The 25,276-nt window shown below is 51.4% G+C and carries 23 protein-coding genes and 1 pseudogene; 19 read left to right on the plus strand and 5 right to left on the minus strand.

Features of this window, described 5'->3' with window-relative positions:
- Window positions 1–172 precede the first annotated feature (172 nt).
- From HNV11_RS10365 to HNV11_RS10455, 19 genes are all read left to right on the plus strand, one after another.
- A complete protein-coding gene (locus tag HNV11_RS10365) occupies window positions 173–910 on the plus strand; it encodes a LytR/AlgR family response regulator transcription factor (RefSeq protein WP_171739595.1) in 738 nt (245 codons plus the stop codon).
- Window positions 911–1,168: 258 nt separating this feature from the next.
- Window positions 1,169–1,804 (plus strand): hypothetical protein, encoded by a 636-nt coding sequence (locus tag HNV11_RS10370; protein WP_171739596.1) that lies wholly within the window; start codon window positions 1,169–1,171, stop codon window positions 1,802–1,804.
- 149 nt (window positions 1,805–1,953) lie between these two features.
- Window positions 1,954–2,895, plus strand: coding sequence for an NAD-dependent epimerase/dehydratase family protein (locus HNV11_RS10375; RefSeq protein ID WP_171739597.1), 942 nt, complete (start codon window positions 1,954–1,956; stop codon window positions 2,893–2,895).
- A 70-nt stretch (window positions 2,896–2,965) separates the two neighbouring features.
- Window positions 2,966–3,718 (plus strand): tetratricopeptide repeat protein, encoded by a 753-nt coding sequence (locus tag HNV11_RS10380; protein ID WP_171739598.1) that lies wholly within the window; start codon window positions 2,966–2,968, stop codon window positions 3,716–3,718.
- A gap of 130 nt (window positions 3,719–3,848) precedes the next feature.
- A complete protein-coding gene (locus tag HNV11_RS10385; protein ID WP_171739599.1) occupies window positions 3,849–4,343 on the plus strand; it encodes a YybH family protein in 495 nt (164 codons plus the stop codon).
- Window positions 4,344–4,381: 38 nt separating this feature from the next.
- On the plus strand, window positions 4,382–4,921 hold the full coding sequence (locus tag HNV11_RS10390; protein WP_240163907.1) for a nuclear transport factor 2 family protein: 540 nt from the start codon (window positions 4,382–4,384) through the stop codon (window positions 4,919–4,921).
- Window positions 4,922–5,004: 83 nt separating this feature from the next.
- Entirely contained in the window at window positions 5,005–5,910 is a 906-nt protein-coding gene (locus HNV11_RS10395; protein WP_171739600.1) for an alpha/beta hydrolase, read from the plus strand.
- A 94-nt stretch (window positions 5,911–6,004) separates the two neighbouring features.
- Complete coding sequence (locus HNV11_RS10400; protein ID WP_171739601.1) at window positions 6,005–6,499, plus strand: RidA family protein; 495 nt, start codon at window positions 6,005–6,007, stop codon at window positions 6,497–6,499.
- Between the two features lie 108 nt (window positions 6,500–6,607).
- Window positions 6,608–7,852, plus strand: a complete 1,245-nt coding sequence (locus HNV11_RS10405; protein WP_171739602.1) for a DUF1624 domain-containing protein — start codon at window positions 6,608–6,610, stop codon at window positions 7,850–7,852.
- Between the two features lie 80 nt (window positions 7,853–7,932).
- Window positions 7,933–8,469 (plus strand): GNAT family N-acetyltransferase, encoded by a 537-nt coding sequence (locus HNV11_RS10410; RefSeq protein WP_171739603.1) that lies wholly within the window; start codon window positions 7,933–7,935, stop codon window positions 8,467–8,469.
- Window positions 8,470–8,552: 83 nt separating this feature from the next.
- The gene (locus tag HNV11_RS10415) at window positions 8,553–8,957 is read left to right on the plus strand and encodes a hypothetical protein (protein WP_171739604.1); all 405 of its coding nucleotides are present in this window, start codon (window positions 8,553–8,555) and stop codon (window positions 8,955–8,957) included.
- A gap of 18 nt (window positions 8,958–8,975) precedes the next feature.
- Window positions 8,976–9,488: a YybH family protein gene (locus HNV11_RS10420; RefSeq protein ID WP_171739605.1), complete on the plus strand. Its 513-nt coding sequence runs from the start codon at window positions 8,976–8,978 to the stop codon at window positions 9,486–9,488.
- A gap of 114 nt (window positions 9,489–9,602) precedes the next feature.
- Window positions 9,603–10,586: a dioxygenase family protein gene (locus HNV11_RS10425; RefSeq protein WP_171739606.1), complete on the plus strand. Its 984-nt coding sequence runs from the start codon at window positions 9,603–9,605 to the stop codon at window positions 10,584–10,586.
- Between the two features lie 11 nt (window positions 10,587–10,597).
- Window positions 10,598–11,086 carry an ester cyclase gene (locus HNV11_RS10430; RefSeq protein ID WP_171739607.1) on the plus strand — a complete coding sequence of 163 codons (489 nt, stop codon included), beginning with the start codon at window positions 10,598–10,600 and terminating at the stop codon, window positions 11,084–11,086.
- Between the two features lie 3 nt (window positions 11,087–11,089).
- Complete coding sequence (locus tag HNV11_RS10435) at window positions 11,090–11,662, plus strand: YybH family protein (protein WP_171739608.1); 573 nt, start codon at window positions 11,090–11,092, stop codon at window positions 11,660–11,662.
- A gap of 71 nt (window positions 11,663–11,733) precedes the next feature.
- On the plus strand, window positions 11,734–14,982 hold the full coding sequence (locus HNV11_RS10440; protein ID WP_171739609.1) for a histidine kinase dimerization/phosphoacceptor domain -containing protein: 3,249 nt from the start codon (window positions 11,734–11,736) through the stop codon (window positions 14,980–14,982).
- Between the two features lie 264 nt (window positions 14,983–15,246).
- Window positions 15,247–15,393: a hypothetical protein gene (locus HNV11_RS10445; RefSeq protein WP_205402753.1), complete on the plus strand. Its 147-nt coding sequence runs from the start codon at window positions 15,247–15,249 to the stop codon at window positions 15,391–15,393.
- An 84-nt stretch (window positions 15,394–15,477) separates the two neighbouring features.
- Window positions 15,478–16,527: a TolB-like translocation protein gene (locus tag HNV11_RS10450; protein WP_171739610.1), complete on the plus strand. Its 1,050-nt coding sequence runs from the start codon at window positions 15,478–15,480 to the stop codon at window positions 16,525–16,527.
- A gap of 197 nt (window positions 16,528–16,724) precedes the next feature.
- Window positions 16,725–17,174, plus strand: a complete 450-nt coding sequence (locus HNV11_RS10455) for a YybH family protein (protein ID WP_240163908.1) — start codon at window positions 16,725–16,727, stop codon at window positions 17,172–17,174.
- A 128-nt stretch (window positions 17,175–17,302) separates the two neighbouring features.
- Here HNV11_RS10455 and HNV11_RS10460 read toward each other — a convergent pair whose 3' ends face one another.
- The 5 genes and pseudogenes from HNV11_RS10460 to HNV11_RS23925 all read right to left on the minus strand — a co-directional run.
- Complete coding sequence (locus HNV11_RS10460; RefSeq protein WP_171739611.1) at window positions 17,303–18,949, minus strand: amidase family protein; 1,647 nt, start codon at window positions 18,947–18,949, stop codon at window positions 17,303–17,305.
- Between the two features lie 291 nt (window positions 18,950–19,240).
- Entirely contained in the window at window positions 19,241–20,791 is a 1,551-nt protein-coding gene (locus HNV11_RS10465; protein ID WP_171739612.1) for a glucuronyl esterase domain-containing protein, read from the minus strand.
- A 25-nt stretch (window positions 20,792–20,816) separates the two neighbouring features.
- Window positions 20,817–22,763, minus strand: coding sequence for a sialate O-acetylesterase (locus HNV11_RS10470; protein ID WP_171739613.1), 1,947 nt, complete (start codon window positions 22,761–22,763; stop codon window positions 20,817–20,819).
- Window positions 22,764–22,770: 7 nt separating this feature from the next.
- Window positions 22,771–23,811, minus strand: a complete 1,041-nt coding sequence (locus tag HNV11_RS23920) for a hypothetical protein (RefSeq protein WP_394353886.1) — start codon at window positions 23,809–23,811, stop codon at window positions 22,771–22,773.
- A pseudogene (locus HNV11_RS23925) lies at window positions 23,809–25,274 on the minus strand (glycosyl hydrolase 115 family protein); the annotation flags it as partial. The pseudogene HNV11_RS23925 and the gene HNV11_RS23920, both read right to left, overlap by 3 nt.
- Window positions 25,275–25,276 lie beyond the last annotated feature (2 nt).

The following is a 25,276-nucleotide window of genomic DNA, read 5'->3' on the forward strand; positions in this document are numbered from 1 at the left end:
CTGATGGCTGCGCTTAATCAAGTTATTGGTTTTCATAACTATAAAATTTGAGTTTACTTCGTAGCGGATTTACAGTATTGATTACACTGCCAGCGCTACCGAGGATACGCGGTACCGAGTTCAACCGTCGGTACACGCGTAATGATTACATGACGAATGATCAACAAATAGAATGGACACCCCGTTGAAGTTGCTCGTCGTGGAGGACGACATGATCATTGCCGCCAACATCGCCCTGCAACTCACTAAACTTGGCTATGAGGTGAGCGGGATTGTGCCTCGGGGCGAAGAAGCCATCCTAAATGCTGAAACCAACCGGCCTGACCTGATTCTACTCGATATCAGTCTCAAAGGATCACTCGACGGTATCGACACAGCCCATGCTATCCACCAGCAGTGGAACATCCCGATTATTTACGTCACGGCCAATACCGACGAGGCCACCTTTGCCCGGGCCAAAAAAACGCATCCCTACGCTTACATCGCCAAGCCGATCCGGGCCATTGAGCTACAAAGGGCTATCGAGCTGGCCATAAGCCGCCTGGCCGACGAGCCGCCCACCGCTGCCAACCATGCCCCCGAAGCGCCCTTTGTGCTCAGTGACCGGATTTTTGTGCGGCACCGCGAAAAGATCGTCAAGATTTTCATCGCCGATATTCTCTATGTGGAAGCCGACCGCAACTATTGCCACCTCTACACGGCCGACAAAGAATACCTGCTGACAACGACCTTGAAGGTGATGGAAGACAAACTCCCGGTCAACTATTTTGTGCGGGTGCACCGCTCCTATCTGGCAAATCTGACGCAGGTCGATGAGGTAGGCGAAGGCCATATTGGAATCGGGGGTAAAACGATTCCGCTCAGCCACCTCCTGCGTGAGGCACTACTGAAACGAATCCAGACCATTTGAGGCCGCCGGGCAAAACCGGCATTACCGTTCACACATCCGGTAAGTAATTCCCGTCTTTCGGACAGTAAACCAGTGTGTTCGTCCTTGAGTACTTGGTTGGTGAATACGCTGGCGATAGTTTAGATCCGTTGTCGGCCAAATGGCGTTGTCGAGTCGATTGGGCCAACCGTTTCTAATCCACCCCCATCAGTACCCTTAACCATGCCGCTGCATTTCACTATTGTATGTGCTCAAGTAATTTTTTGCTTCTTCTGGTTAGTGCCCACTGCCATGCTGCAGGCTCAGACCATGCCCGCAAAACCGCAGTTCTTTCACATCCATGAGGCCCCCGTTCTACCAACGATGGTGGACCAGTACGAAAGGACATCGAAGGAGCTGGTCAGCCAATGCCGAAAGTACAGTATACAGAACGGCTGGCTCACGATTCAGGACAATGACCATCGGTATTACACCGTCGAGCCAATTGAGCACACAGCTGATCTCGACAAAGACCCGCTGGCTCGTTTGCAGAAGACGATGGGCGAAGAGACCTACGCGAAGTTATTCGCCAATTTCGACAAGTGCTATCCCAGCTACCGCGATTATACACTAGTGTACCTCCCGGACTATTCCTACGTACCTGACCAAACCAGTCAGTCAGAGTACGATTACTTCTATTACGAACCGCAGCATCAGCGTAAGATAGAAGCTCTATTTAACCGGTTTAAGGAACTCTACACCAGCAAAGCGGGAAAGATACCGTACAACGTATATATGAGCCGGTTCGGTACTACCGAAAATTTCATACTGGTCGAAGACCTGGCCAACAGTCAAGCCGACTTTAAAGCGAGAGACGAGGCTAATACTGAAGAATTTCGGGCCGGATTTAAGAACCTCTTTGCCGAAATGAAGTAATTCATCCGGCAAATAGAATCGAGAATTGGTCACCTGCGACCCGATTTGTCGTATTCGCCACCGAACTAATTATCTCCTGTTTTCTATAACCACGTCCAGTCAATTCCCGCTGGACTATAAAATACCCCTTAATTTAAACCTAAAACTTTATGCAAACAGTAGGCATCCTTGGCGGAGCCGGCTTCATTGGCAGCTACGTCACCCAAAAATTTCTGAACGAGGGCTATACCGTGAAGGTATCCACGACTGACCTTGCCAAACCCGAAAAATACCAGCATCTGCATCAGCTTTCTCACGCTGAAAACCTGACCATCAGTGAAGTGGACGTAACCAACGAAGCAGACCTTGGCGAGTTTTTACGGGATTGCAACATTGTGGTTCATAGCGGCACTCCATTTCAATTAGCCGCCGAGAATCCGCAGGAAGAGGTGTTCGAGCCGACCGTCCGCGGAACCGAAAACTTCCTGAAGGTGGTCAGCCAAACGCCTTCGATACAGAAGGTGGTGTTCGTAGCCTCGGTAGGTGCGCTCAACACGGCCTACCCAATGCCTAACCCCAACCAGCCCGCCGACCATGTCTATTCTGAAGCCGACGAGCCGTATCTGGACACCACCGCCATTCCGTACGCCCAGGCCAAATACTACGCCGATCAAGCCGTGCGGCAGTTTGTGGCAACGCACCCCGACACGGGCTTTGACATCGTGAGCGTGTCGCCTACGGGCGTGATGGGCAAACCGCTGTCGGCCCGCGACGACTCTACGTCGGTGGGCCTGCAATATCTGTTCAAAAACAAAATTGCCCCAAATCCTTTCGTGCAGATGCTGTTCGACCGGGATGTGGAGTTCGCCATTGTGTCGGTTTCCGACGTAGCGGAGGGCATTTTTCGGGCCGCCACCCGCCCCGGACTGCACGGTAAAAACTACCTGCTCACGGGCGAAAGCTGGCCTGTTTCGGCCCTGACCGCCATGCTGAACCACGAAACGCCCGCCAAAGCCGCCCGCTTGGTGTATAGCAACGCACTGGCTACGCAGGACTTAGGCATGGCGTTTCAGCCCGCCCACGTACCCCTGCATGAATACGCCGGAGTCTGACCCTATACCGCTTCTATCCGCACCATTTACCAATTAATTCTCTAACCAATCAAACCAAATCCAAAATCCAATGAAAACGCTAATCGCCTTATTCGCGCTCCTTTTTGGGTATATTACTACCATCGTGGCACAGGATTTTTATCTGCCTGTATCGTCCAAATCTAAACCGGCCATCGCTGCGTTGCATCGCGCTTCGGAACTATACGCCAATGTCCATTTTAAGGATGCCAAATCGGAACTCGACAAAGCATTGGCCGAAGACCCGAATTTCTTCATGGCTCACGTCTATGCCGTACAGTACGGGTCTAAAGCAGACCGGCCCGCATTGATTGAAAAAACGCTGGCCCTTGATACCAAAAAACTCACGAAAGCCGAGCAGATTATGCGGGACTTTATTGTCAACTGGCAGAAGGACCCCAACTACAAACCTGTCGAAGACATGAAAGCGTTAGTGGCGGCCTACCCGAAAACACCACAGGCACTGGAGTGGGCGTCCCTGCATTCGTTTTACACAAACAAAGACGCGGACGCGGGCTTAGACTACGCCCAGAAACTGGCCAAACTGAGTCCGAAGTACGCGCCCAACTACAACACGCTGGGCTATATGTATGTCCAGAAAAAAGACATGGAAAACGCCAAAGCCGCTTTGGAAAAGTACGTCGAACTAGCCCCCAATGAACCGAACGCCTACGACAGCCTGGCTGAGTTCTACATGACCAATAAGGACTACGCCAAATCGGCCGAATACTACGATAAAGCCGCTGCCATGGGCCTTCCTGATGCCAAAGAACGCGCCGACAAGGCGCGGGCCATGATGAAATAACACCATGAAGCCATAGAAATAAAAGTGGCTTTACACAAGTAGTTTAAGTTAAGAAACAGTAAACCCCTTCTCGCTGGGGAGGGGATTTACTTTCCTTAACCGTTCACAAAAAATCAGATTCCAAACTCCCATGAAAATCAACCAAGTACCCCTAATGCTGGGTGCACTTGCAGCTACGCTTTTATTCACTGCCAGCTGCAACTCGCCCGCCAAAGACAGTACCGTAACGGTCGATAATGCCACGCTTAAAAAAGAAATCGAAGCCGCTAATATTGAGTTCGCTGGTTTCATCGCCAAAGGCGACTCGGTGGGCATGGCCAATTTCTATACGGAAGACGCGAAACTGATGTTCGCGAACGCCCCAGCCATTGTGGGCCGCAAAAATATTCAGGCGGCCATACACAACGTCCTCGGTTCTGGAATCGCCAAAGCTGAGTTTACCACTATCGACGTATGGGGAACCGGCGATTTCATGTCGGAGGAAGGCCAGTCAAGCCTGTTCGATAAAGCCGGTACGCAGGTGGTCAAGGACAAGTACATCGTCCTCTGGAAAAAGGAAGCCGGTAAATGGAGGCCCTTCCGCGACATATCCAACTCCGATCTCCCCCTGCCTGCGGCTAAGTAAATCAACATAATCAATCCACCCTTTTTAACAATAGTCCATTGAAAACCAATCAAGTACTCCAGATGCTGGCCGTTATTACGGCCCTGTTCCTGTTTGCCGCCGGTTGTAGTTCGCCCGCAAAGGATAATGATACAAAAACAACCGCCGTGTCGGCAATGGCACCTGAGCAAAAGCAGGCGATTGAACAGGAGATTTCTTCTCTTGTGAAAGAATTCTTCCAGCAGGTCGAAAAACTGGACATCGAAACGTGTATGTCCTACTTTGAAAATACACCTGATTTTCAGGCCGTCAATCCCGATGGCACCTTCGGCGATTACGACGCGCTAAAAAAATTGAACGCAGACGGGTTTAGCCAGATGAAGACGTTGAGTGTCGTGCCAACCAAGGAAGCGATTCGGGTTTTGACTGACTCGCTGGTGCTTTATACCTTCTCGGTGGAACAGGATGCAACGCTCAAAACCGGCCAGAAAATAAAGTATGAACACGTAGCGGGAACAATGCTCTTCACCAAAATCAATGGCGCGTGGAAAGCGACGTTTTACCAGGAGTCGGCATCGGCACCGGTAGCAGTCAAGTAGCAAAGTCGGCCCATTCTTGGGTGCTGATAACGCAAAAGAATGGGCCGTACTATTTAATTGACCAACTTCATTAAATAAAGAACATGTATAAAAATAATTTACGCCTAATCATAATTACCTTATTAGTTTTAGTAGCATCGGCAGCCGTTCATGAATTAATGGGGCAGGCAAATTCCACGCCCGTTATTAATCAAAAAGCAGAACATGCGCTACAGTCAAGGATTAACAAGACTACGTATAATTTATCTATTTCATTGCCTCAACATTATTCTCCCAACGACACAGTTCATTATCCTGTATTATATATTCTGGACGGAGGATTAGCTTTTCCTATCGCCCATGCTGCCCGAACGTCAATGGACATGTTTGGCGATTTGGATAAAATGATAATTGTAGGAATTGACTACGAATGGAAACAATCATTAACGCCTTGGATGACAAACAGGTGGAAAGATTACACGCCAACAAAAGATGCCGCATTTGATGCAAGTCCTACGTACACCAAAGCATTTGGTTTAACTGAAGGTTCTTTATCATCCGGGGGAGCTCCTATTTTTTTAAATGTAATCAAAACAGAAATTATTCCATTTATTGATAAGAGCTACAAAACCACAACAGAACGCGGCATTTCGGGCCATTCATTTGGTGGATTATTTGTTAATTATTGTCTTTTTATGGCCCCGGATCTATTCGGCAGGTATGGCATAAATAGCCCCTCTTTATGGTGGAACAGTAAAGAAATGTTTAAAATTGAAAAGACATTTTCAGCAAAAAATCAATCGTTACCCGTCCAAATTTTTATGTCTGTTGGTAGCATGGAAGGTAAATCAATGACGCCTGTAATGACTGCGTTTGCAGATACGCTAAAGAGCAGAAATTACAAAGGGTTAACCCTAACTACGCACATATTTGAGGACGAAACGCACATGTCGGTAGTGCCAGCAATGATTAGTCGAACACTCAAGGTGTTGTATGGCCCAAAAAAATGATACACTACAGCTAACAGTTTAACCAAACAATGAGAGCACACTGAGCGCAAATAAAACCTATATCCTCGCAGCCTTTTCTCTATTCGATAGACCCATGAAAATCAACCAAGTTATTCATGCTTTTGCCGTCCTGCTTCTGTTTACCGTCGGTTGCAACACCTCCCCCCAAAAAGCAGATGAGAAACCAGCGGCTCAATCCGATGGACCGGAGTATTTTATGTTACGGCCTGAAGTCGAGAAAGCGTATGGCTATTCCCATGCCGTTCGGATTGGCAATGAACTGAAAATATCGGGTGCGGTCAGTATGGACGAGAAAGGAAACCTGACGGCCAAAGGTGACCTGGGCCAACAAATGAAAAATTGCTACGCCGATCTGGACAAAATCCTGAAGCACTATGGCTACACCTGGGACGACGTTGTGGTGGAGAATATTCTGACCACGAACATGCCCGAATTTGTGAATCAGTCGGCTTACCGAAATACGATCTATAAAAAGCAATTTCCGACCGGGTCGTGGTTTGGCGTAAAGGAGTTAGCCTTGCCCGGCCAGTTGATTGAGATTGAGTTAGAAGCCTATAAAGTGCGCTAATCCAATGAATCGAATTCGATGATGAGCCTCGTCATTTTTACAGATTCCTGCTTGAGGCTATCCCAAATCTCCCATGCCACATAGATGAGTTTTAGCCGCTGTACCGAAATGACCTTTCCGCTCCCCTATACATCTGCAACCGCAAACTCCCTCAGTCCAGCGCCTTCATTACTCAAAAGCCGCATCGATTCCATCGACGTCCTGCGGGGCCTGATTATGGTCATTATGGCGCTGGATCATACGCGCGATTTCTTCCACGCCCAAGCCAATACCGACGACCCGCTCAATCTCGATACCACCACGCCGGTCCTGTACGCCACCCGCTGGATTACCCATTTCTGCGCCCCTACGTTTGCCTTGCTATCCGGTACGTCCATCTACCTGCAGGGTTTACGAAAATCGCGCAGCGAGTTGAGTCTGTTCCTGCTGAAACGGGGTCTTTGGCTCATTGTAGCCGAGGTACTCCTGATTGTGCCAGTGGATACGTTTACCCTGTTTAATACCATTACGCTGGTCGTTTTCTGGTCGCTGGGCATCAGCATGGTGTTCATGGCCGGACTGACGTGGCTGCCGTTCCGGGCCATATTGGGCATTGGGTTAGCGATCGTTTTAGGCCATAATCTGCTGGATGCGGTGGAACAGGCACCGGGGTTTACGTCGGGTTTTTGGTGGGCGCTGTTCCATGGTGGCAGTCACCGTGTGTTTGACTACGAGCCTGGTCGGGCCATTGTGGTACTGTACCCATTTCTACCCTGGCTGGGGCTAATGATACTGGGTTACTGCCTGGGCCGTTTGTTTGAGCCAGCGGTTGAAGCCAGGAAGCGTCAACAACGGCTGTTTTATCTCGGTGCCGGAGCCATTGGGTTATTTGTGGGGCTGCGTTTGCAGAATGAATACGGCGACCCCTTCCCATGGAGCGTCCAGAAAGATGGCCTCACAACGTTGTTCTCGTTCCTGAAGGTGCATAAATACCCACCATCGCTGCTGTATATGTGCATTACGGTAGGGCCAGGGCTACTGGTACTGGCGTTGCTGGAGAATGTACACAATCGCGTTACGAGCGTGCTGCGTACCTACGGACGAACGGCCTTTTTTTATTACACGATCCATTTTCTTGTGCTCCATACCCTGCGCATGATTGTCTTTTTTGCCGCTGGCCACACCATGACGGAGGCCGATAAAGCGCTGCAAACCATACCGATGCGGTTTGTACTGCCCGGCGATGGAGGCTACAATCTTGGGGTGGTTTACCTGATCTGGATAGCCGTTGTCGCGTCGTTGTATCCCCTGTGTCGCTGGTTTGACACGTACAAGACAACGCATAAAGAGCAGTGGTGGCTAAGCTATCTATGATCAATCAATTCGGGATAAAACAACAGGCATTCGGGCGCTTTATCTGAACCCGTAGTGACCAACCAAAACCTATTAAGGAAATGAACACAAGTGAAAAAGTAAAAACAAGAACTGTTGTCATTCCTGACGACTTGGAAGCCGTTAATAAATTATGGTTTGACTATTTAGTTTGGGGTAACGACAAAATGCAGGAACTCTACGGCATCCATCCTCATAATCCCGAAGAAACTGTCGAACAGGATATCCAACAGATTGGCAAGTTTCAACCCCCTTACGGACAGTTACTATTGGCTATTTATGAAGGTGAAGTATGTGGGCTTGGAAGTCTGAAACGTATCAACTCCGACATCGGTGAGATAAAACGAATGTTTGTTGATCCAGCCAGTAGACGTATTGGAGCTGGACGAGCTATCCTCGCAGGACTTTTACTTGAAGCGAGAAAAGTCGGTTATAAAAAAATTCGGCTTGACAGTCCAAAGTTTATGGAAGCAGCTCACGCCTTATATAGACGTTTTGGATTTCGTGACATTGACGCGTATCCAGAAATGGAAATCCCCGCCGAGTTTAAAGACTATCTGTTATTTATGGAATTGAATTTAACGGACGACACTACATAAATCCGAAATCATGAGCACAGACAAGCCCAGCCTATACTGCTGGGGGATCGATTTTAAAACAGTCAAACCAATCAATCAAATTCATGAAACATCTCATGATTTCACTATCTGCACTTTGGCTGCTGGTTAGCCTCGGCATGTCGTCATCGGCACAGGCTCAGCAAACGTCAACGACCCAACTCAAAAGTATTCACCTTTTCGATATGCCAGCAGGTGTAACGGAGGCACAGCTGTCGGCGCTGATTGGCGAGTTGAACACGGTCATTAAACGCCTGGGGTACAGTAACGCCGGATACACACTCTACAAAGTAGAGGAAAAAGGAGCCGACAAATACCGCTACTTCTTCGAGGGTAATTGGCCCAATGCAGAAGCGTATAAGAAAATCCACGACGACAAATCGTTTCAGGAAGCAGATAAAAAATTGGGTACAGTATACGAGAAAATAAAAGCCGTCGAACTCTACCGTCGCTTAGTGAGAGTGCCCTAAATCGTTTAAACCAAAACTATGAAAACCAATCCATTTACCCTGATCTTGGCCGTTGTCGCTATTACGTCTGTCTGGGTTACCGGTTGTAACGCCCCCGCCCAAAAAGCAGACGCTACCACTGAGCAGGTAGCTGCTAAACTCGACATGGCCGCCATTAAAACGGAAATACAAGCCATCGAAACCGAATGGGCCAGCGCCACAACCGCTAAGGACATCGACAAAGTAATGGCACTCTACACAGACGATGCCATAGAAATGGCCGACGACGAACCCATGTCCGTAGGAAAGGCTGCTATCCGGCAGGTGTTGCTCAAAAGTATGAAAGCGCGCAAGGCCGGTACTACGGTTTCCTACGAGACGATGGACGTGTACGGCGATGGCAACGTAGTGACCGAAGTCGGGAAGACAACGGTTAAAGACGTGGCTGGCAACCTGGTGAGCACCGGCAAATACATGGGCATATTTGAAAAACGCGACGGAAAATTCATCTGCATCCGCGACATAAACAACGAGGATCAGAAGGGCAAGTGAGGAGTGCCAGACCACTAAAACCGCTGAAAAACAACTAGTTAATCCTGGGGTTAGTCTAAGGCAACCAGCCCTGCCCGGTCAGCTCATCAATATTGAAACGGTTCAATCACAATTATGGAACATCCACCAAACATCCCCCGTCGAAGCTGGCTTCGCTTAAGCGTTGGCCTGGCTGCCGGCACGGTCGGCACGGCGTTTACGCGGACCGATGCCAACAAAGACCGTTGCGCCGTTACGCCCCGTCAGGAACTTGGGCCATTCCCAACCATGCGGTTCCGGTCGCAGGCCGACCATGACGTTGACCTCACGCAGATAACCGGACAGGCAGGCATCGCTACGGGTGAGGTCATCATCGTGAAAGGTAAAATACTCGACACCAGTTGTCAGCCCATTGCAGGGGCTATTGTTGAGATTTGGCAGGCTAATCACCACGGCAAATACCGCCACGAGTATGACGACTCCGGCCAGTCGGACGCCAACTTTCAGGGCTGGGCGCAGGCGGTTACCAATGCAAACGGAGAATACCAGTTCAAAACGATACTGCCGGGATTGTATGGTCGGCGGGCGCGGCATATCCACTATAAAGTGGCCAAACGCGGCTACCACGAACTGGTTACGCAACTTTACTTCGATGGCGAGGAACGTAACAGGACCGACGAGATTCTGAACTCATTTACCCATGAAGAACAGATGCGGCTGACGGGTAAACTAGACAAAACTACCCCAACGCCAACCATCGAGTTTACGATCAACCTCGACAAGGTGGTGGTGGGCGCGCTGCCCGCGAAGGTCCTGGCTGACTATACGGGCGAGTATGTATTGCAGGTGAAGGGCACCGACTACGAGCAGCTTCTAAATACGTTTCTGGGCGGACCCTACGACAAGGTTACCATGCAGGTGGAGCAACAGGATGGTCTGCTTTATCTGACTACCACCAAGGCTCCCAAAGCCGAACTGTTCTGGAAAGCCAAAGATCAGTTCGATGCGGCTTCATTTTACGACACGGTGCTGACGTTTGGCCGCAATGCCGCCGGTAAGGTAGTGTCGGCCACGTTTCGGGCGCGGGATGGACAAGAGTTGCATGGCAGACGAGTGTAGAAAACAGAAAAATGAAATCATCAACCTACCCGGTCCTGATTGTTGCCTTTCTACTTTTTTTAAATAGCTGTACGTCGAACAGTCCTAGAAATGACGTAGAGGCCAATCGGGAGCTTATCCGCCGATACCATCAGGTATGGTCCGACGGCAACGTAGCCTCGTTAGATTCGATTCTGGCTCCTGATTTTGTGAATCACTTCCTCGGTGCCGTGGACTACAAGGGGGTCGAGGCTGGGAAAAAATTTATCGACAGCCACAGAACATCCTTTCCCGACTGGAAGGAAGAAATCGTGGACATGATTGCCGAAAACGATAAGGTTGTAACCAGGTATAAGTCAACGGGAACGCACCGGGGTACCTTCAATGGTCTTGATTCGACAGGCCGTAAGGTTATGATTTCGGAAACGTCTGTTTACCGAATCGCCAACGGGAAAGTAGCGGAGCAGTGGGGCTTCCCTGACGTAATGAGTTTGGATAACCAATTACGGGCTAAAAAGTAAGCTATGAAATCTACGCTACATCTGTTTACTATCTGTTCAGCCCTTACGCTGATTCGTTCGGGCCGGTTTTCGGTGCTGGCCCGGAAGCCAGGAGCACGGGAGTTTGGCATTCTATTGATCCTGGCCACTTTTACGGCCCTGCTTCTGTTGGCTGCTGGCTGCAACGTACCGGCAACGTCAACGCCCACTACGGCCGAAGATCTGTCGCAGATGAACCGGGATTTTGCCGCTGCGATCAATGCCAAAGATGCCGTGGCGGCTGCGAACTGCTATGCGAATGAGGCTACGTTGTATCCGCCCAATGAACCTGCCGTTACGGGTCGGGCAAACATCCTTAACTACTGGCAAGGTGCCATTGACGCGGGGGCTACTAATGTATCCGTCAAAACGATTGCGACGGGTAGTGAAGGGAACTTGGGGTGGGAAACGGGTCAGTTCCAGATGGACGTAAAAACGCCCGATGGGAAAGTGGTTGTCGATAAGGGCCGGTATACCGAATTGCTCAAACGTAATAATGACGGCAAATGGGTATCGATCATGGGTATGTGGAATGCCGATGCACCACCTACCCCTTGACAGATCGCGTCAGCTGGCCCCATAAACCTATTTTCGTATCTTGTGAGCTACACCATTCCGGTTGTCCCAATATGGGTAAATACGTTGTTTTTGGGTGGCTCCTCCTGCTATTGTGCCTGTCCGCGTCTGCCGGGCAGGCACAATCCACGTTGCTTTACTTCGACGAGCCCCCCAAAGAGACGCTGGGCCGCAACCGAAATCAACTAACCATCAATCGATTCTTTACCGACCGCGACGATTTTCTCTGGTTCGTCAGCGGCAGTGGCCTGAGCAGGTACGACGGCCATGAGATTGTAACGGTGCGCTTTGATCCGGCGAATTTGAACTCCCTCTCCTCGGCGCGGGTGGCGGATATGATTCAGGACGAGCGAGGCACGTTCTGGATAACCACCCGCGACGGGGGCCTTAATGCCTACAATCAGCAAACTGGCAACGTGGTCCATTTTCGCCACCTGCCCACCAACAAAACCAGTTTGTCGTCGGATAAGCTCCGGTTTCTTCAACGCGATGAATCTGGCTATCTCTGGATCGGCAGCGATTATGGCATGAATCGGTTCGACCCCAAAACAGGTAGCACTGTCCATTTTTTGCCCAAACCGGGCGAGGCAGGGCAGTTGCAGGGAAATCCGCTGTCGCCCATTTTAGTGGCCCCCAGCCATATTTATGTTTGTACAACGGCTGGATTCGAGCAGTTTGACAGAACCAGTAACCGTTGGCAGTGCTTTCCGACTGTCAATAAATTAGGGGTACCCGTCATCAACGCCACTGATGGTCTCAATGTGGTTAACGGCCTCTGCAAGGATCGTCGGGGCCTGATCTGGATGGGGGTTCCGGACCAAACCGGGCTGCGGGTCTTTAACCCTAAAACAGGACAAATCAATTGGTTCGATAAGCAAACGGCCGATGGCAAACCCATTCCGTTTCCAAAAGTAATTCTGGAAGATCGGGCGGGGCGGCTTTGGCTTTGCTGCGATAACGACATCTTCCGCATTTCAGCCGACCGGACCGTCGTGGAGCAATGCACACCCGTAGCCATCAGCAATGGGGAACAACTCAAGGAATTGGTAACCCTCTACGAAGATGGACAGGGGTTAATCTGGCTGGAGAGGATGAGCGACAAAAACCCGCTTTTTTTCGACCCCCGTCAGGAACGCCACGCCAACATTCCACTGCCCAGATTGAGTAACACCGCCGGTGCCATTCCGACCCGACCCGTAACGGAGTACCTCATGCCCGATTTGGAAGGCTTCCTTTGGATCAGTACCGATCTGGGCCTGATTCGATACAAGCCGGGCCAATCCAGGCTGGGTCAATCCAGGCCGGGTCTGGATGAGATGAAGGTTGTCTTAAAGCAACCCCTCACCTATTTCACCATCCCGCTGCCAGGTTCGGTTAGAACCAGCCTCGATCCATACCTGCTGGTAGGAGCAGAGGCTGGCTTGTTCGTATACAACAAAAAAACGGGTCGTCTTACACCTGTTCGTTTAGTTAAGGCCGGGAGTAAGACGATTCAGAACGCCATCGCTTCGGTTGTTGACCAGGATGGTGACCTCTGGATTTCGACCTGGGGTCAGGGGCTCTTCCGTATTCCGAAGGGCGGCTTATCGGTCGAGACGGGGCTGGTAAGTACGTATGAACAGTGGAAAAACGACCCCACCAATGCCAACAGTTTACTCTCAAACACGCTCCAGAAAATTGCGGTCGATGCCCAGAACACGGTGTGGGTGTGCGGAGCCGCTCACGGCCTTAGTCGGGTAAACAAACGAACCCGGCAAGTGCAGCGGTTTGTGCTCCGGCAAGGCGACCCCTACGGACTGGCCAGCAACTACACCTTTGCGCCCATGATTGATAAGCAGGATGATGTATGGATAACGAGTGGGTATTCGGCTCCCTTACAGAAGCTGTCGGTCAAAACAGGACGATTCAAAAAATATGGTGCAGTAAACGGGTTCACGGATGATTATTTTGCCCACGCTACCCTCGACAGAACCGGCAAAATCTGGTTCAACCAGCATCAGGTGGTCTCCTGTATCGACCCCCTTACCGAGCGCGTAACCACGTTTCCGCAGTTTGTCGGCAACTCGATTTACTCGACGCCCATTACAGCACTGGCTACTACCGGCGAGATTTATTTCGGTTGCCAGAACAACTTACGGCGGTTTGGGCCAACCGATACCATTCACAACATTCCTAAAGCCTCCTCACCGCTGCGGTTGGTGGGCGTTTCCTGCTTCGACATAGACGGAACGCAAACCATGCGGCCCATGCTCCCGGATCGCTGGCGAGCCAATGAGCTGGCATTGTCGCACCGGGAAAACACCTTAGAACTAAAATTTGCGCTGCTGGATTACCGCAACACCAGCAGTCGTGCCTATGCCTATTCCCTAACTGGACCGAATGACGAGCCACAATGGGTAAGCATCGGCCTGAAAAACACCGTTGATTTTGCCCAGATGAAGCCGGGAACGTACCTGTTCCACCTGAAAGCCCGCAACAGCGACGGAATTTGGACAAATCTGGCGCCCTTCCGCATACACATCAGCCCACCTTGGTGGCAAAGCTTTTGGGCTTATGCGGCTTATGCGCTGCTGCTGCTAGTCGGCTTTTGGTACTTATTGACGGTCCGTCTGCGTGAACAAGCCCGCGAACTAGCCCTGCAGGAAGCCGTCGTCATTAAACAACAGCGCGACGAGATTGCTCAGAAAAATGCTCAGAACGAACTCCTGCTGAAAGAGATTCATCATCGGGTCAAGAATAATCTGGAAGTGGTGTCAAGCTTGCTGGCCTTGCAATCGGCTAAAGTTACTGACCCCAACGTACAGGAAGCCATACAGGCCAGTCAAAACCGGGTGCAGAGTATGGGCATTATTCACCAGAAACTGTATCAGGGCAAGCAGTTAGGGGCTATAGAAATGCGCGATTATTTTAACAATCTGGGCGAAAGCATTCTCGATTCGTTCGATGCCGCCAGTCGCGTCACCATCAATTGTTCGATGCCCGAGCTAGTACTGGATATTGACACGGCGGTTTCCATAGGGCTAATAACGAATGAGTTAATGACAAACTCGCTTAAATATGCCTTTATCGGTAGGGACAACGGCACAATTCGCATCAGCCTGACGCGGATGGGCGACGATTCGTTGCTGTTGATGGTAGCCGACAATGGCATTGGTAAACAGCCTGTGGAAGCAGTCAATGAAACGGGCTTCGGCACCCAGTTGGTGGAACTGCTAACCCGCCAGCTCGATGGTATACTTACCTACGAAAACCAGAATGGGACATTGGTCAAACTCTGCTTCAAGCAGCCAGCCATTGCCTAGGTCCAGTCAAAATCAGAACCCGGTATTCTGCCGTTTGCTTATCGGGCAAACAATTTCCGGCTTTTCATAGGGGTCGTTTTTGTTCTGCGACGAACCTGATGATTACTGCATCATTTCGTCTCCTCCTTCTGGCCGTTTTCGACCACTAAAAGGGTCATTTAATTGGCCAAATGAGTTGATAATCTACTAATAATAAGCTGGTTGCTTTATTAATAGCAGTTATGGAAAACGTCTACGAAAACCTCCATTTTTTCGAAAGAAGCGTTGGATTATGTACCGCGTAATGAAACCAAGATCGCTTTAATTGACGGTGAGCAACTGGCGCAATTAATGATTGACTACAATATGGGTGTTACGTTGCAGCAGACGTATGAAATCAAACGAATGGATAACGATTATTTTGGCGAGTGAAATTTATGCTTTCGGCTTTTATTTACAACGGTTTTCGGCCAAATTGGGTCGTCGTCTAAGATCGTTCTCTAAACTCGTCAATACATGAAAGGCTTTCTGCTTATGACATGCCTGCTGGCAATTTTAGCTAGCTGTGACAAGGATCAGCAACAAAGTTATAAACCTGTATTTTCCGAAACCCCGGTAAATCTTGGTAAAATCAACTCGGTTGATGACGACTACAATTCTAACCTGAGTGTAGTCGGTGAGGTTATAGCTCTGACTTTTTCGTCAAAGCGGGGCGGCCGGTCAGATTTTAACTTTGTGCAGGAATCGTTTAACTACGCATTTGATACGAAGAAGGGTACCTTTTCATTTGACAATCAGCCGTATGGCGGGCTGGATGTTGTACAGGAACAGCGACCCGTTTACTGGGCGACCGATATCGCCAACTCAACAGCGAACGAACTAGGACCCTATATTCGTTCGTACGACCATGACATATTCAGGGATGGCTATACTCGACATTATGGAGAGTATTTGATGTTATTTGCTTCTGATCGGACAGGCAATCTGGACATCTACCTGACCCATAACTATCAGTCTACTACAACGACAACATCAACGAACAGCAACAATCTCAATGCAAAAACCTTTACACAACCGGTCCGCATACCATGTCTGAATTCGTCAGCCGACGACGGCTATCCGACATTCGACAAAACGTATAGTGCTATCTATTTCACCTCAAATCGAGCTGGTTCGTTCGATTTATATAAAGCAATTTTACCTGACGTTGCCCGTACCGAGTTACACAGCCAGTTGCCATCGTTGACAAACGTACGGGTAGAGCGCGTGGCCGAATTATCCTCAACGGCCGATGATAAATGCCCGTTTATCGACGGAAATATGATGGTTTTTACTTCAAACCGACCTGGCGGTTACGGTGGCTATGACTTGTATTATAGTAAATGGGATGGAAGCCAATGGTCCACTCCTGTCAACTTTGGCCCAACCATCAATACGTCGCATGATGAGTATCGGCCAATCCTGAACAATAAGCTGAAATTTAGTAATCAGCTTATGATTTTTTCTTCGAACCGGCCAGGTGGCAAAGGTGGTTTCGATTTATACATGGTTGGCATACCTCGATAGGTTACTTACTAATTAATGTGAGTTATAGCTGATTGGCATCTGCAGGCGTCACTTGTCAACGTAATGGCTACTGGACGCGAAGCAAACGATTACGTCTGCTGCTACCGTTTGATAAAGTCTTGATGCGGACTCTCGAAAGGTGAACGCGATGCCTGTTCTTTTGTTGATATTGCGCTCATAACTAACCCCTTAATGTGATGCGTATTTCATCCTTTACCTTCGTACTGTTGCTGCTTATAAGCTTATCGGCTTTTGCTCAGAAAGATATGAAAGCCGACATTATGGCTGCCAATCAGAAATTTATGGAGGCTTATCAGAAGGGGGCAACCACGCTGACCAGTCTCTACACGACCGACGCCAGATTATTACCTCCTAATAGCGAGCCTGTCCAGGGTGCTTCGGCTATCGGAGACTTCTGGAAGGGCGTTTACGGTATGGGCATTAAACGAGCCAAGCTTGAGACGATGGAAGCCGAACAGCAGGGAGACCAGGTTGTGGAATTAGGGCGTTATACACTCTACGGGCCTAACGATGCGCAGATAGATACGGGCAAATACATGGTTGTCTGGAAGAAAGAAAATGGGGACTGGAAACTGCACCGCGACATCTGGAATACCAGCGCACCCGCCAGCATGGCCGCCAAGTAAGACCGTGGTGAAACAAAAGGCCCGGCTATGGCAACAGAACCATAGCCGGGCCTTTTGTTTTCCTGTCATAAGAATTAACTTAAAGATAACGTGTACCGACACACGGCCTGGTTGTCGGGAGGCCGAGGTTATTTGTAATCGTCCGGTAACCGACGCGCCTTCGTGGCCTGCTCAAATGCAAAGCCAATCTTCAGAAGTTTGTCTTCCTCAAAAGGCCGGGCAATAAACGTCATGCCAATGGGCTCTCCGTTCGTTTTGTAGCCCATCGGTACGGTAAGGCACGGGTAATTGGCGGCTGCGGCCAGACCAGCACTTCGGTTGTTGATCGACAGGACAACGTCCAGCTTGTGCTGCTGCATGGGCTTTTCAAAATAACTCACCCCATTTTTACGGATGTTGCTCCGTAACTGAGCCATTTCGTCGGGGCTGGTCGTTGCTTTCGTGACGCCTGCAATACGTCCCTGCCCATAAGGCATTCGTTTGGTCGAATCCAGTCGGTTATAGGCGAGAATGTCGGCTACGGAGCGATAGGAGAGCGTGCCCGAGCCATAGTTTTTAATATAGCTCGGCAGGTCTGCCTGCATATCCGCGTTCAACAGCGTACTGAAGCCTTCGTTAGCCGCTGTCTCCATCTCAATCTCGACGACAGTACCACCCAGTGATTTGATTTTCTCGATATTCACGGCATAGACCGAATCTTTCAGCAAGGGTATGTAGGCCCCGAACCGGATGCCTTTCAGGCTGCCCGTTTTTACGTCCTGCCAATAGCGTTTGTCCTTCGGGTTGTTTTTCGTAGCCGGATCAGCCGGGTCTTCGCCCGTCATGGCCGACAGCAGAATGGCTGCGTCAACAACGGTTCGGGTCATGGGGCCGGGCGTATCAAACGTACTAGAAATCGGTACAATGCCGCCCCGGCTTAATAAACCCGTTGTGGGTTTGAGGCCAACAAGGGAGTTGGCACTTGACGGCGACAGAATGGACCCGGACGTTTCGGTACCTACTGCCCCGACGGCATAGTTAGCCGCTACGGTTGAGCCACTGCCCGAACTCGATCCACCCGTATCGAACCGTTTCCGGCCGTAGGGGTTCAGCGTCTGGCCGCCCATTGCACTGTAGCCATTCGGACAATCTAAACACATAAAATTGGCCCATTCGCTCAGGTTAGCTTTGGCCAGAAATATAGCCCCCTGATCCTGAAGCCGATCGACAATGAACGCATCCTTCGGGCTGATGTTGTTGCTGAAGGCCTGAGCCCCGGCGGTGGTGGGTAGGCCGCTCAGGTTGATGTTATCTTTCAGGATAATGGGCATCCCGTAAATCGGATGGCTGACCGCCGACTTATTTTTATCCCGCTGGCGGGCTTCGGCTACGGCATTGGGATTAATAGCGATCAGGTTATTCAGAAACTTGTCGCGGTCGTTTTCATAGGTTGCAATCCGGTACAGATACCATTGCGTCAGCTTCTCGTAGGTTAGTTTTCCCGATTGAACCGCAGCCTGCAACGTAGGAATGTCCTGCTCCAGAATGAACGGTTTAAGAGCCTCATAGTCCTTTGCAGAGAAATTGGTCAACTGCTTCGACACCTGTTTCCAGAGTTCATTTTTATCGAGGTTCCTCGACTGAATGAGCTTGAACCGCATGCGCTGGGATTCGTGGGTTGCGGTTTTGGCGAGCTCGTCCGATTCATCGTAGGGCGTCCAGGTGGGAATTGCCGATTTCTGGGTCACCTTGCACGAAGCCAGAGCTAGCAATAGCAGAATACATACTTTTTTCATCAGGTCAGCTTTTTGTCGACGAACAACAGATAGTTTATAGGCAAAAGCCGAAATTTAACTGAAGACCCTGGTGAAAACCAATTTTGGGCCGTCAAATAGTCCCCACTTTTCCTCAATCCATTGGGTGTTATACCTGTTTTCCGAAGGCCGAAGCACTACTGAATGAGTTGAGGCAGCAAAGGAAACGCTACCGGTTCGCTACCGCAGGCCAGCCCCCTGCGGTAGCGAACCGGAACCTAAATGACGATTAGGCAGATGCCGAGGCAGAGCCTACAAAAAAATCCCTGCCTCTTATCTGGCCGCCCGTTCGTACTTCAGCAGTTTACTGGCCCAGGGAATGAAATACTGAAAATTGGGCGCATCCGTATGGCCACCCGCATGTTGCCGCCAGGCCAGTTCGCCCTCCATCAGACCGGTCAGGACAGGCGGCATTTTTTCGGACGTATAATTGGCGCTTACGCCTAGGTCTCTGGCTCCGAGTAGCCTGAACACGGGTCCGGCGGCTACTGTAGCCTTATAGCTCCCGGTCTGATCGAGCCATTTAGCATCACCTTTTTCGGGGATTCCGTAGCTGACGAACGTAGGACGGGGCGCGCAGAGGGCGAGTAACTCATGCGCATCAACGGGAAGGTCGCAGCCGGTTTTGCGGCCGAAGGTCGATTCTTCGGTGGCGTATTTCAGGTAATTACCGGCCATCCAGTGATATTGGCCACTGCTGGCAAGGCTTTCCACAGCCTCTCCAAATACCCGGCGGTGTAAGGTGGTCCCGCCCTTGCCCGATGAACCGATCAAGGCCAGGGCAAAACGCTGGTCGAAGGCCATCGTAACCAAGGCCGCTTTCCCATAACGCGAAACCCCTTCGATGCCGACTTGTTTCGCATTTACCTGCGGTTCGGTCTCCAGATAATCCAGCGCCCGCGAGGCTCCCCAGGCCCAGGCTCTCAAGGCCCCCCAGTCGTCGGGTTTGCGGGGCTGTCCTTTGTTGACCAGACCAATGATTCCCCGTGTCAGTCCAGCTCCGTTATCCGCCTGAATACTGCTCGTTTCCACGGAGCAATACCCCCAGCCAGCCGCCAGCAGCTGTTCGGTCGGCGGTGAGTCGCCGGTTGGGGGTGGGGCAAAAAAATTAGGGCCGGGCAGTCGGGTTATGGGCGCATATGCCGGATACCGGTCAAAAATAGCCTTCATTTCCGGGTTCTGCCGGATCATCATCTCCTTGAACGTCGCGTTTAATTTTTCCATATCGGCGAGCGAAGGCTGTGCCGGAGCAGGCAGGGCCGGAGGAAAGAAGCTAAACATCATCAGGACCGGAACGGGGCCTTTCACGTTCTGCGGCAAAACCAGCACCATATTAATGTTTACGCTGATAAGCGGGTAGTCGCTGTTATCGACCCGGCCAATCATCTGCTTGGCCACCACCGGAATGCGGCCGACCACTTCGTTGTCGGTGACTTTAGCAGTCCAGGTCACCTTTGGCACGTTTTTAGGGACCCGGCCGTACACCTCTCGTTCAAACTCCTCGATCAGTTCGGGTCGGCGGACCTGCCACCATTGCTCGGGCGTTGTTACTTTTTTCCCGGCCCGGGTGGTGAGCACATCGGGCAGCTGCGGGCAGGGGTCTGCCAGGGCCTCGTCGTAGTTGGCATGGTTGGGGTCTGATTCGTTGGCGCTTGGCCCCGGTCGTAACTTTCTGATGCCCAGTTGCTGCATCATATTCGCCTGGTCCTGAATGGGCGTAAACGTTTTGAGCAGAGGATATTTGCTGCTATCGATAGCCGCCTGTTGGGCAATGGCGCCAAAGGGCAGGCTCATTAACAGCACAAAGGCCAGGTGTTGCGGCATAGTCGTTAGGGGTTTAGAACTCGGTTTATTGATCGGTTCGGAAAGGGGAGGCCGGCAGGCCTTCTTTATTATATAGATTGGGGTTGACCGGATTATCGGCCCAGGCATACCGGACGTACTGGGGGTCGGGAACTTCATCGCTCCACACCCGTACGTTGTTTCCTTCGATTATAGCTTTCGCCCACACAAATTTTTTGTCCTTTCCTGCAATGGCAAACTCGCTCAGTTCTTCGCCGTCGCGGGTGATCAGCCCCCCGCCGGTATTCGTAAAGCTAACCACGATTTTATTTCCTTCTATCGTTGCCGATTGATACAGCGGGCCGGAGTAAACGAGGTTTTCTCCGTAGGCTGTTTTCATGGCAGCGAGGGCCAGCCGTTCACCCACATCTTTCTTGTTGTCGGGGTGAATGTCGTTCCACTCGCCCAGGTCGATCGCTACGACCATGGCCGTGTTAGGAACCGACAGGGCTTTACGCTGCGCTTCTCTCAGCAGGGCCCAGTTGCTTTCTGAGGGCTGGTAGTTGTACTCCATGAAGCCGGGAAGCTGCACGTAAAGGAAAGGCAGGTTACCCCCTTGCCATTTCTGCCGCCAGTCGTTGATTAAGGCCGTCTGCAGCGTTTCGTACTCCTGCGGCTTACCCGCATTGCTTTCGCCCTGATACCAGCAAAAGCCCTTAATGGCGTAGTTTATGGCCGGGGCTACCATGGCGTTGTAGAGCGCCGTTGGCTGATTCTGGGCATTGACACCCCCACCGAAGCCGCCCCCTGCAATGGGTCGAAAAACGGACCCCACCTTATACTGCCAGGTCCCTTTCAGGTCGACCGTATCGGCTCCGGCGAAAACACAGTACGGTTTGTCGGGGACAAAGCCGCCCTTCCCGCCGTTGTTGGTAACCCGCACCACGAATACGTTTTTTCCGGCTTTCAACACATCGGCCGGCACCGCATACCGACGCTGAGGATACATATAGGTGGTCCTGCCAATTAATTTGCCATTGATATAAAGTTCATCGGCGTCGACGATGCGTCCCAGAAACACCCGGGCGACCTTACCCGTCATCGCAGCGGGTAGATCGACTTCTTTCCGGTACCACACCACCCCATTCAAATCCCGGATACCCTGATCTTCCCAATAGCCGGGAACGTTGATCGGACGCCAGCCTTTCGGTACGTAGGCGGGGTCATACCACTTGGCCGGACCGGCCATACCCAGGTCGGCCGGTGGCGCGGGTGGGCGGTTGCCCGATGCCCGCCGGGTAAGGCTGTTGATATACGTCGTGTCTTTATTTTTGTCAATGACTGCTTTCAGGTCCCTAAAATTGGTCAAACCTTCTTCGCTCGTCCAGGCTTCGATCGGCGTACCGCCTACGCTGGCGTTGATAATGCCGATGGGGACTTTATAGGTTGAATAGAGTTTTTTAGCGAAGAAATACGCCACCGCCGAAAACGGCCGAACGTCCTCGCCAACGGCGGCTTTCCACTGTCCGTTCGGAAAATCGCTTTGGGGAGCCTGCAGGTTCGTCAGGGTCGGCACCCAGAACTGCCGTATCTGAGGGTAGTTGGCTTCAGCAATGTCTTTGGCGTAGGTTACATCGTGAATGTTCATCTGGTGGACCATATTGCTTTGCCCACTGCAAAACCAGACATCGCCAATTAGGATATCCTTGATCTGAAGCCGGGAATTACCGGCAATCGCCATCGTAAACGGCCCGCCCGGCGGCATAGGCGGCAACTTGACCTGCCACTGCCCGTTAGCGCCGGTGACCGTTTTTGCCGTCCGATTATTGAACTGCACGGTGATTTTCTCGCCTGCACCCGCCCAGCCCCATATCTTCAGGGGAGCGTTACGCTGGAGCACCATGCCGTCGCTGACGAGCCTGGGTAAGCGAAGCTGGGCCGGCGAAGTAAGAGGGGTTGCCAGAAACAGACTGAGAAGGCACCGTTTAACGGCTGATAGGAGTCTCGATTGCATGGGCTATTTAATTGAGCGTTCGTTCCCGGGTTTCCGGCGGCCCCAGATAGCTCGGCTCCAGGCCGCCAACATCCAGAACCAGCTTTTGCAGGACCACGCCGGGGCTTACCATCCAGAATTTCACGGTATGCTTGCCGGGCTTCGTGAGCGTGTGCGTGCTGGTTTTGATAATAATGTTCTCGGCAACCCATTTATTCCAGATGCCTCGATCGCTCGTTTTGTCTTCCTTGTTGAGGCTGATGATCTGCGGGCTTTCGTCATCCACCGAAATAGCGTATTGCAGCCCATTCTCATCCCTGAACAGGTTAAGCGTGGGCGAGAAATAGGCATGGAGGGTAAAACTGCCCGGGCTATCGGTCTGGATGTCGTACTCCAGGTGCGGGGCATTGCCGCCGGGTTTCTGCTCACCGGCCGTTACGGGGAAGGGCGTGATGGCCGACCCGGTTCGGCCGTGGTCGGGCAGGATTTTCCATTGAATGCCGTTGGTGTTCAGGGCTTTGGTATAGTGATCCGCAGCCATCGAAATCGCCCGGTTTGCTTTCTGAACGGCATGGGCTTTACGCGCCACCGCCGAATCGGGCGGCAGGTACTGAACCGCCGGCATGTTCTGGGCTGGAGGCTGCTGCCAATACGTATAACCGATATGGGTCTGGCTCATCAGGTGGTTCCACTTGCCCCCATTCAGCTGGTGATACTTCCGGGTGATGATCGAATCACGGGCGTATAGCTCCTTTACTTTATCGGCATACCCATTTGCCTCGCTCCACCGGTGCCCATAGGCTTCTTTATTGAGTGCGACGTAGTAATACATGGCATTCAGGTTTGCACAGGCTTTGATGGGGTGCAGCACCAGCTGGAAACAAGCATCCTTATACGAAGCTGGCAAGAGGTCGTTGATAGCCTCCGCTTTGGTCAGCAGGTCCGTGTACTCGGCGACCACCCTTTTCCACTCGCCGGTGGCCAGGCTGTACGTGTTGGAATTGAGCAGTTCCGGCTTCCGGCGGGCATTGTATTTGGCGTACCTGGCCAGCAGAAAAGCAATGTCCATGGCGTGCTGTTTCCCAAACTGAGCGGCCGCCCAGTTTTCCGTGTAGGTCTTGAGGTCGTCAGCGCCGATCCGGTCGGGATTCCAGGCGTAGTCCAGAAAAAAAGAAATCGGAAACTCCATCGGCTTGATATCGCCCACGTTGACAATCCAGATATCGCGGACGTTATACGCCCAGGCCAGGTGCATCTGCTCCCAGATTCGCGGCAGCGGATTCGTATTCAGCCATTTGTAGTTACGGGGGCCACCTACGTAATCAAAGTGGTAATAGATGCCATACCCCCTTTGCGGGGTTTTTCATCAAGTCTCGGCAGTTTCCGCAGATTGCCCCAGTTGTCGTCGGCGAGCAGCAGCGTCACATCATCCGGCACCCGCATGCCTTTGTCATAATAGTCCTGTACTTCCTTGTACAGCGCCCATAACTGCGGGGTCTGGTCGGCCGGTTTGCCCGTTACGTCGCGGATGATGTCGCGCTGATCCGTCACAATCTGTTCCAGCAGCGCGGTGGCCGTTTCCCGCGACATCGGCGCATCGCCGTCGCCCCGCATGCCAACACTCACAATTTTTTCGTTGGTGGCCCTCTTGATACCCTCCCGCCAGAACTGCTGTAACTTTTCTTTGTTGGTCTCGTAATTCCAGGGGCCGCCCCCCGCCCGTCGCCATTCGTCGTGCGCCCGCATCAGCGGTTCATGGTGCGATGTGCCGATGACCACCCCGTATTTGTCGGCCGCCTGTATATTCAGCGGATCGTCGGCGTAAAAGGCATTGCCCCACATGGCTGGCCAGACGTAGTTGCCTTTCAGCCGAATCACCAGCTCGAAAAACTTCTCATAGAAACGGTGATTGAAGCCACCGAACTTTTCTTTCGTCCACCCGGACAGCGCTGGGGCTTCGTCGTTAATGAACAGACCCCGGTATTTTACTTTCGGCGCATCCGTCAGAACGACATCGGTTTTAAGATAAATCTCAATTCGCCGGGTAACGGGAACGTCGGCCCACCAGTACCAGGGCGAAACGCCTATCTGTTTCGACAGCTCGAAGACGCCATAAGCTGCTCCCCGCCGATCACTACCGGCGATAACCAGAGCCTGCGCGATGCCTTTTGCCGGATTGCGGACGGTTAGCAGCAGCGACGCTTCCCACTTACCCTGAAGGGCAGCCGGGTTTATCTTCTTCTGCGAAACCAGTTCATTCAAAAAACACGATTGCCCCAGCGTACCAATGGCAATGATGTTTTTGGGGGCTTGACTGATCTCCGAAATGAGGGCGATCTTCTTCCCCGTTACCCGTTCAATATCCTGCTGCAGGAGCGATGCCGCGGTTTTTACGAGTTCGGGTTCATGAGTATCTACGTAAATCACTGCCGACGTAACCGCAAACGATGATTTGTCGGCCAGTAGGCTCTGCGCCCAGCCCGTCAGGGAAATGAAAACGGCTAAGAGACTACCAATTAGTTTAACTTTCATTT

It is taken from the genome of Spirosoma taeanense, assembly GCF_013127955.1.
GTDB classification, from domain to species: domain Bacteria; phylum Bacteroidota; class Bacteroidia; order Cytophagales; family Spirosomataceae; genus Spirosoma; species Spirosoma taeanense.

Excerpts from the sequence above, each read along its gene's own strand:
- HNV11_RS10365 (WP_171739595.1), top strand. The coding sequence starts at position 173 with ATGGACACCCCGTTGAAGTTGCTCGTCGTGGAGGACGACATGATCATT.
- HNV11_RS10375 (WP_171739597.1), top strand. The coding sequence starts at position 1,954 with ATGCAAACAGTAGGCATCCTTGGCGGAGCCGGCTTCATTGGCAGCTAC.
- HNV11_RS10380 (WP_171739598.1), top strand. The coding sequence starts at position 2,966 with ATGAAAACGCTAATCGCCTTATTCGCGCTCCTTTTTGGGTATATTACT.
- HNV11_RS10385 (WP_171739599.1), top strand. The coding sequence starts at position 3,849 with ATGAAAATCAACCAAGTACCCCTAATGCTGGGTGCACTTGCAGCTACG.
- HNV11_RS10395 (WP_171739600.1), top strand. The coding sequence starts at position 5,005 with ATGTATAAAAATAATTTACGCCTAATCATAATTACCTTATTAGTTTTA.
- HNV11_RS10400 (WP_171739601.1), top strand. The coding sequence starts at position 6,005 with ATGAAAATCAACCAAGTTATTCATGCTTTTGCCGTCCTGCTTCTGTTT.
- HNV11_RS10405 (WP_171739602.1), top strand. The coding sequence starts at position 6,608 with ATGACCTTTCCGCTCCCCTATACATCTGCAACCGCAAACTCCCTCAGT.
- HNV11_RS10410 (WP_171739603.1), top strand. The coding sequence starts at position 7,933 with ATGAACACAAGTGAAAAAGTAAAAACAAGAACTGTTGTCATTCCTGAC.
- HNV11_RS10415 (WP_171739604.1), top strand. The coding sequence starts at position 8,553 with ATGAAACATCTCATGATTTCACTATCTGCACTTTGGCTGCTGGTTAGC.
- HNV11_RS10420 (WP_171739605.1), top strand. The coding sequence starts at position 8,976 with ATGAAAACCAATCCATTTACCCTGATCTTGGCCGTTGTCGCTATTACG.
- HNV11_RS10425 (WP_171739606.1), top strand. The coding sequence starts at position 9,603 with ATGGAACATCCACCAAACATCCCCCGTCGAAGCTGGCTTCGCTTAAGC.
- HNV11_RS10430 (WP_171739607.1), top strand. The coding sequence starts at position 10,598 with ATGAAATCATCAACCTACCCGGTCCTGATTGTTGCCTTTCTACTTTTT.
- HNV11_RS10435 (WP_171739608.1), top strand. The coding sequence starts at position 11,090 with ATGAAATCTACGCTACATCTGTTTACTATCTGTTCAGCCCTTACGCTG.
- HNV11_RS10440 (WP_171739609.1), top strand. The coding sequence starts at position 11,734 with ATGGGTAAATACGTTGTTTTTGGGTGGCTCCTCCTGCTATTGTGCCTG.
- HNV11_RS10450 (WP_171739610.1), top strand. The coding sequence starts at position 15,478 with ATGAAAGGCTTTCTGCTTATGACATGCCTGCTGGCAATTTTAGCTAGC.
- HNV11_RS10455 (WP_240163908.1), top strand. The coding sequence starts at position 16,725 with ATGCGTATTTCATCCTTTACCTTCGTACTGTTGCTGCTTATAAGCTTA.
- HNV11_RS10460 (WP_171739611.1), bottom strand. The coding sequence starts at position 18,949 with ATGAAAAAAGTATGTATTCTGCTATTGCTAGCTCTGGCTTCGTGCAAG.
- HNV11_RS10465 (WP_171739612.1), bottom strand. The coding sequence starts at position 20,791 with ATGCCGCAACACCTGGCCTTTGTGCTGTTAATGAGCCTGCCCTTTGGC.
- HNV11_RS10470 (WP_171739613.1), bottom strand. The coding sequence starts at position 22,763 with ATGCAATCGAGACTCCTATCAGCCGTTAAACGGTGCCTTCTCAGTCTG.
- HNV11_RS23920 (WP_394353886.1), bottom strand. The coding sequence starts at position 23,811 with ATGGACATTGCTTTTCTGCTGGCCAGGTACGCCAAATACAATGCCCGC.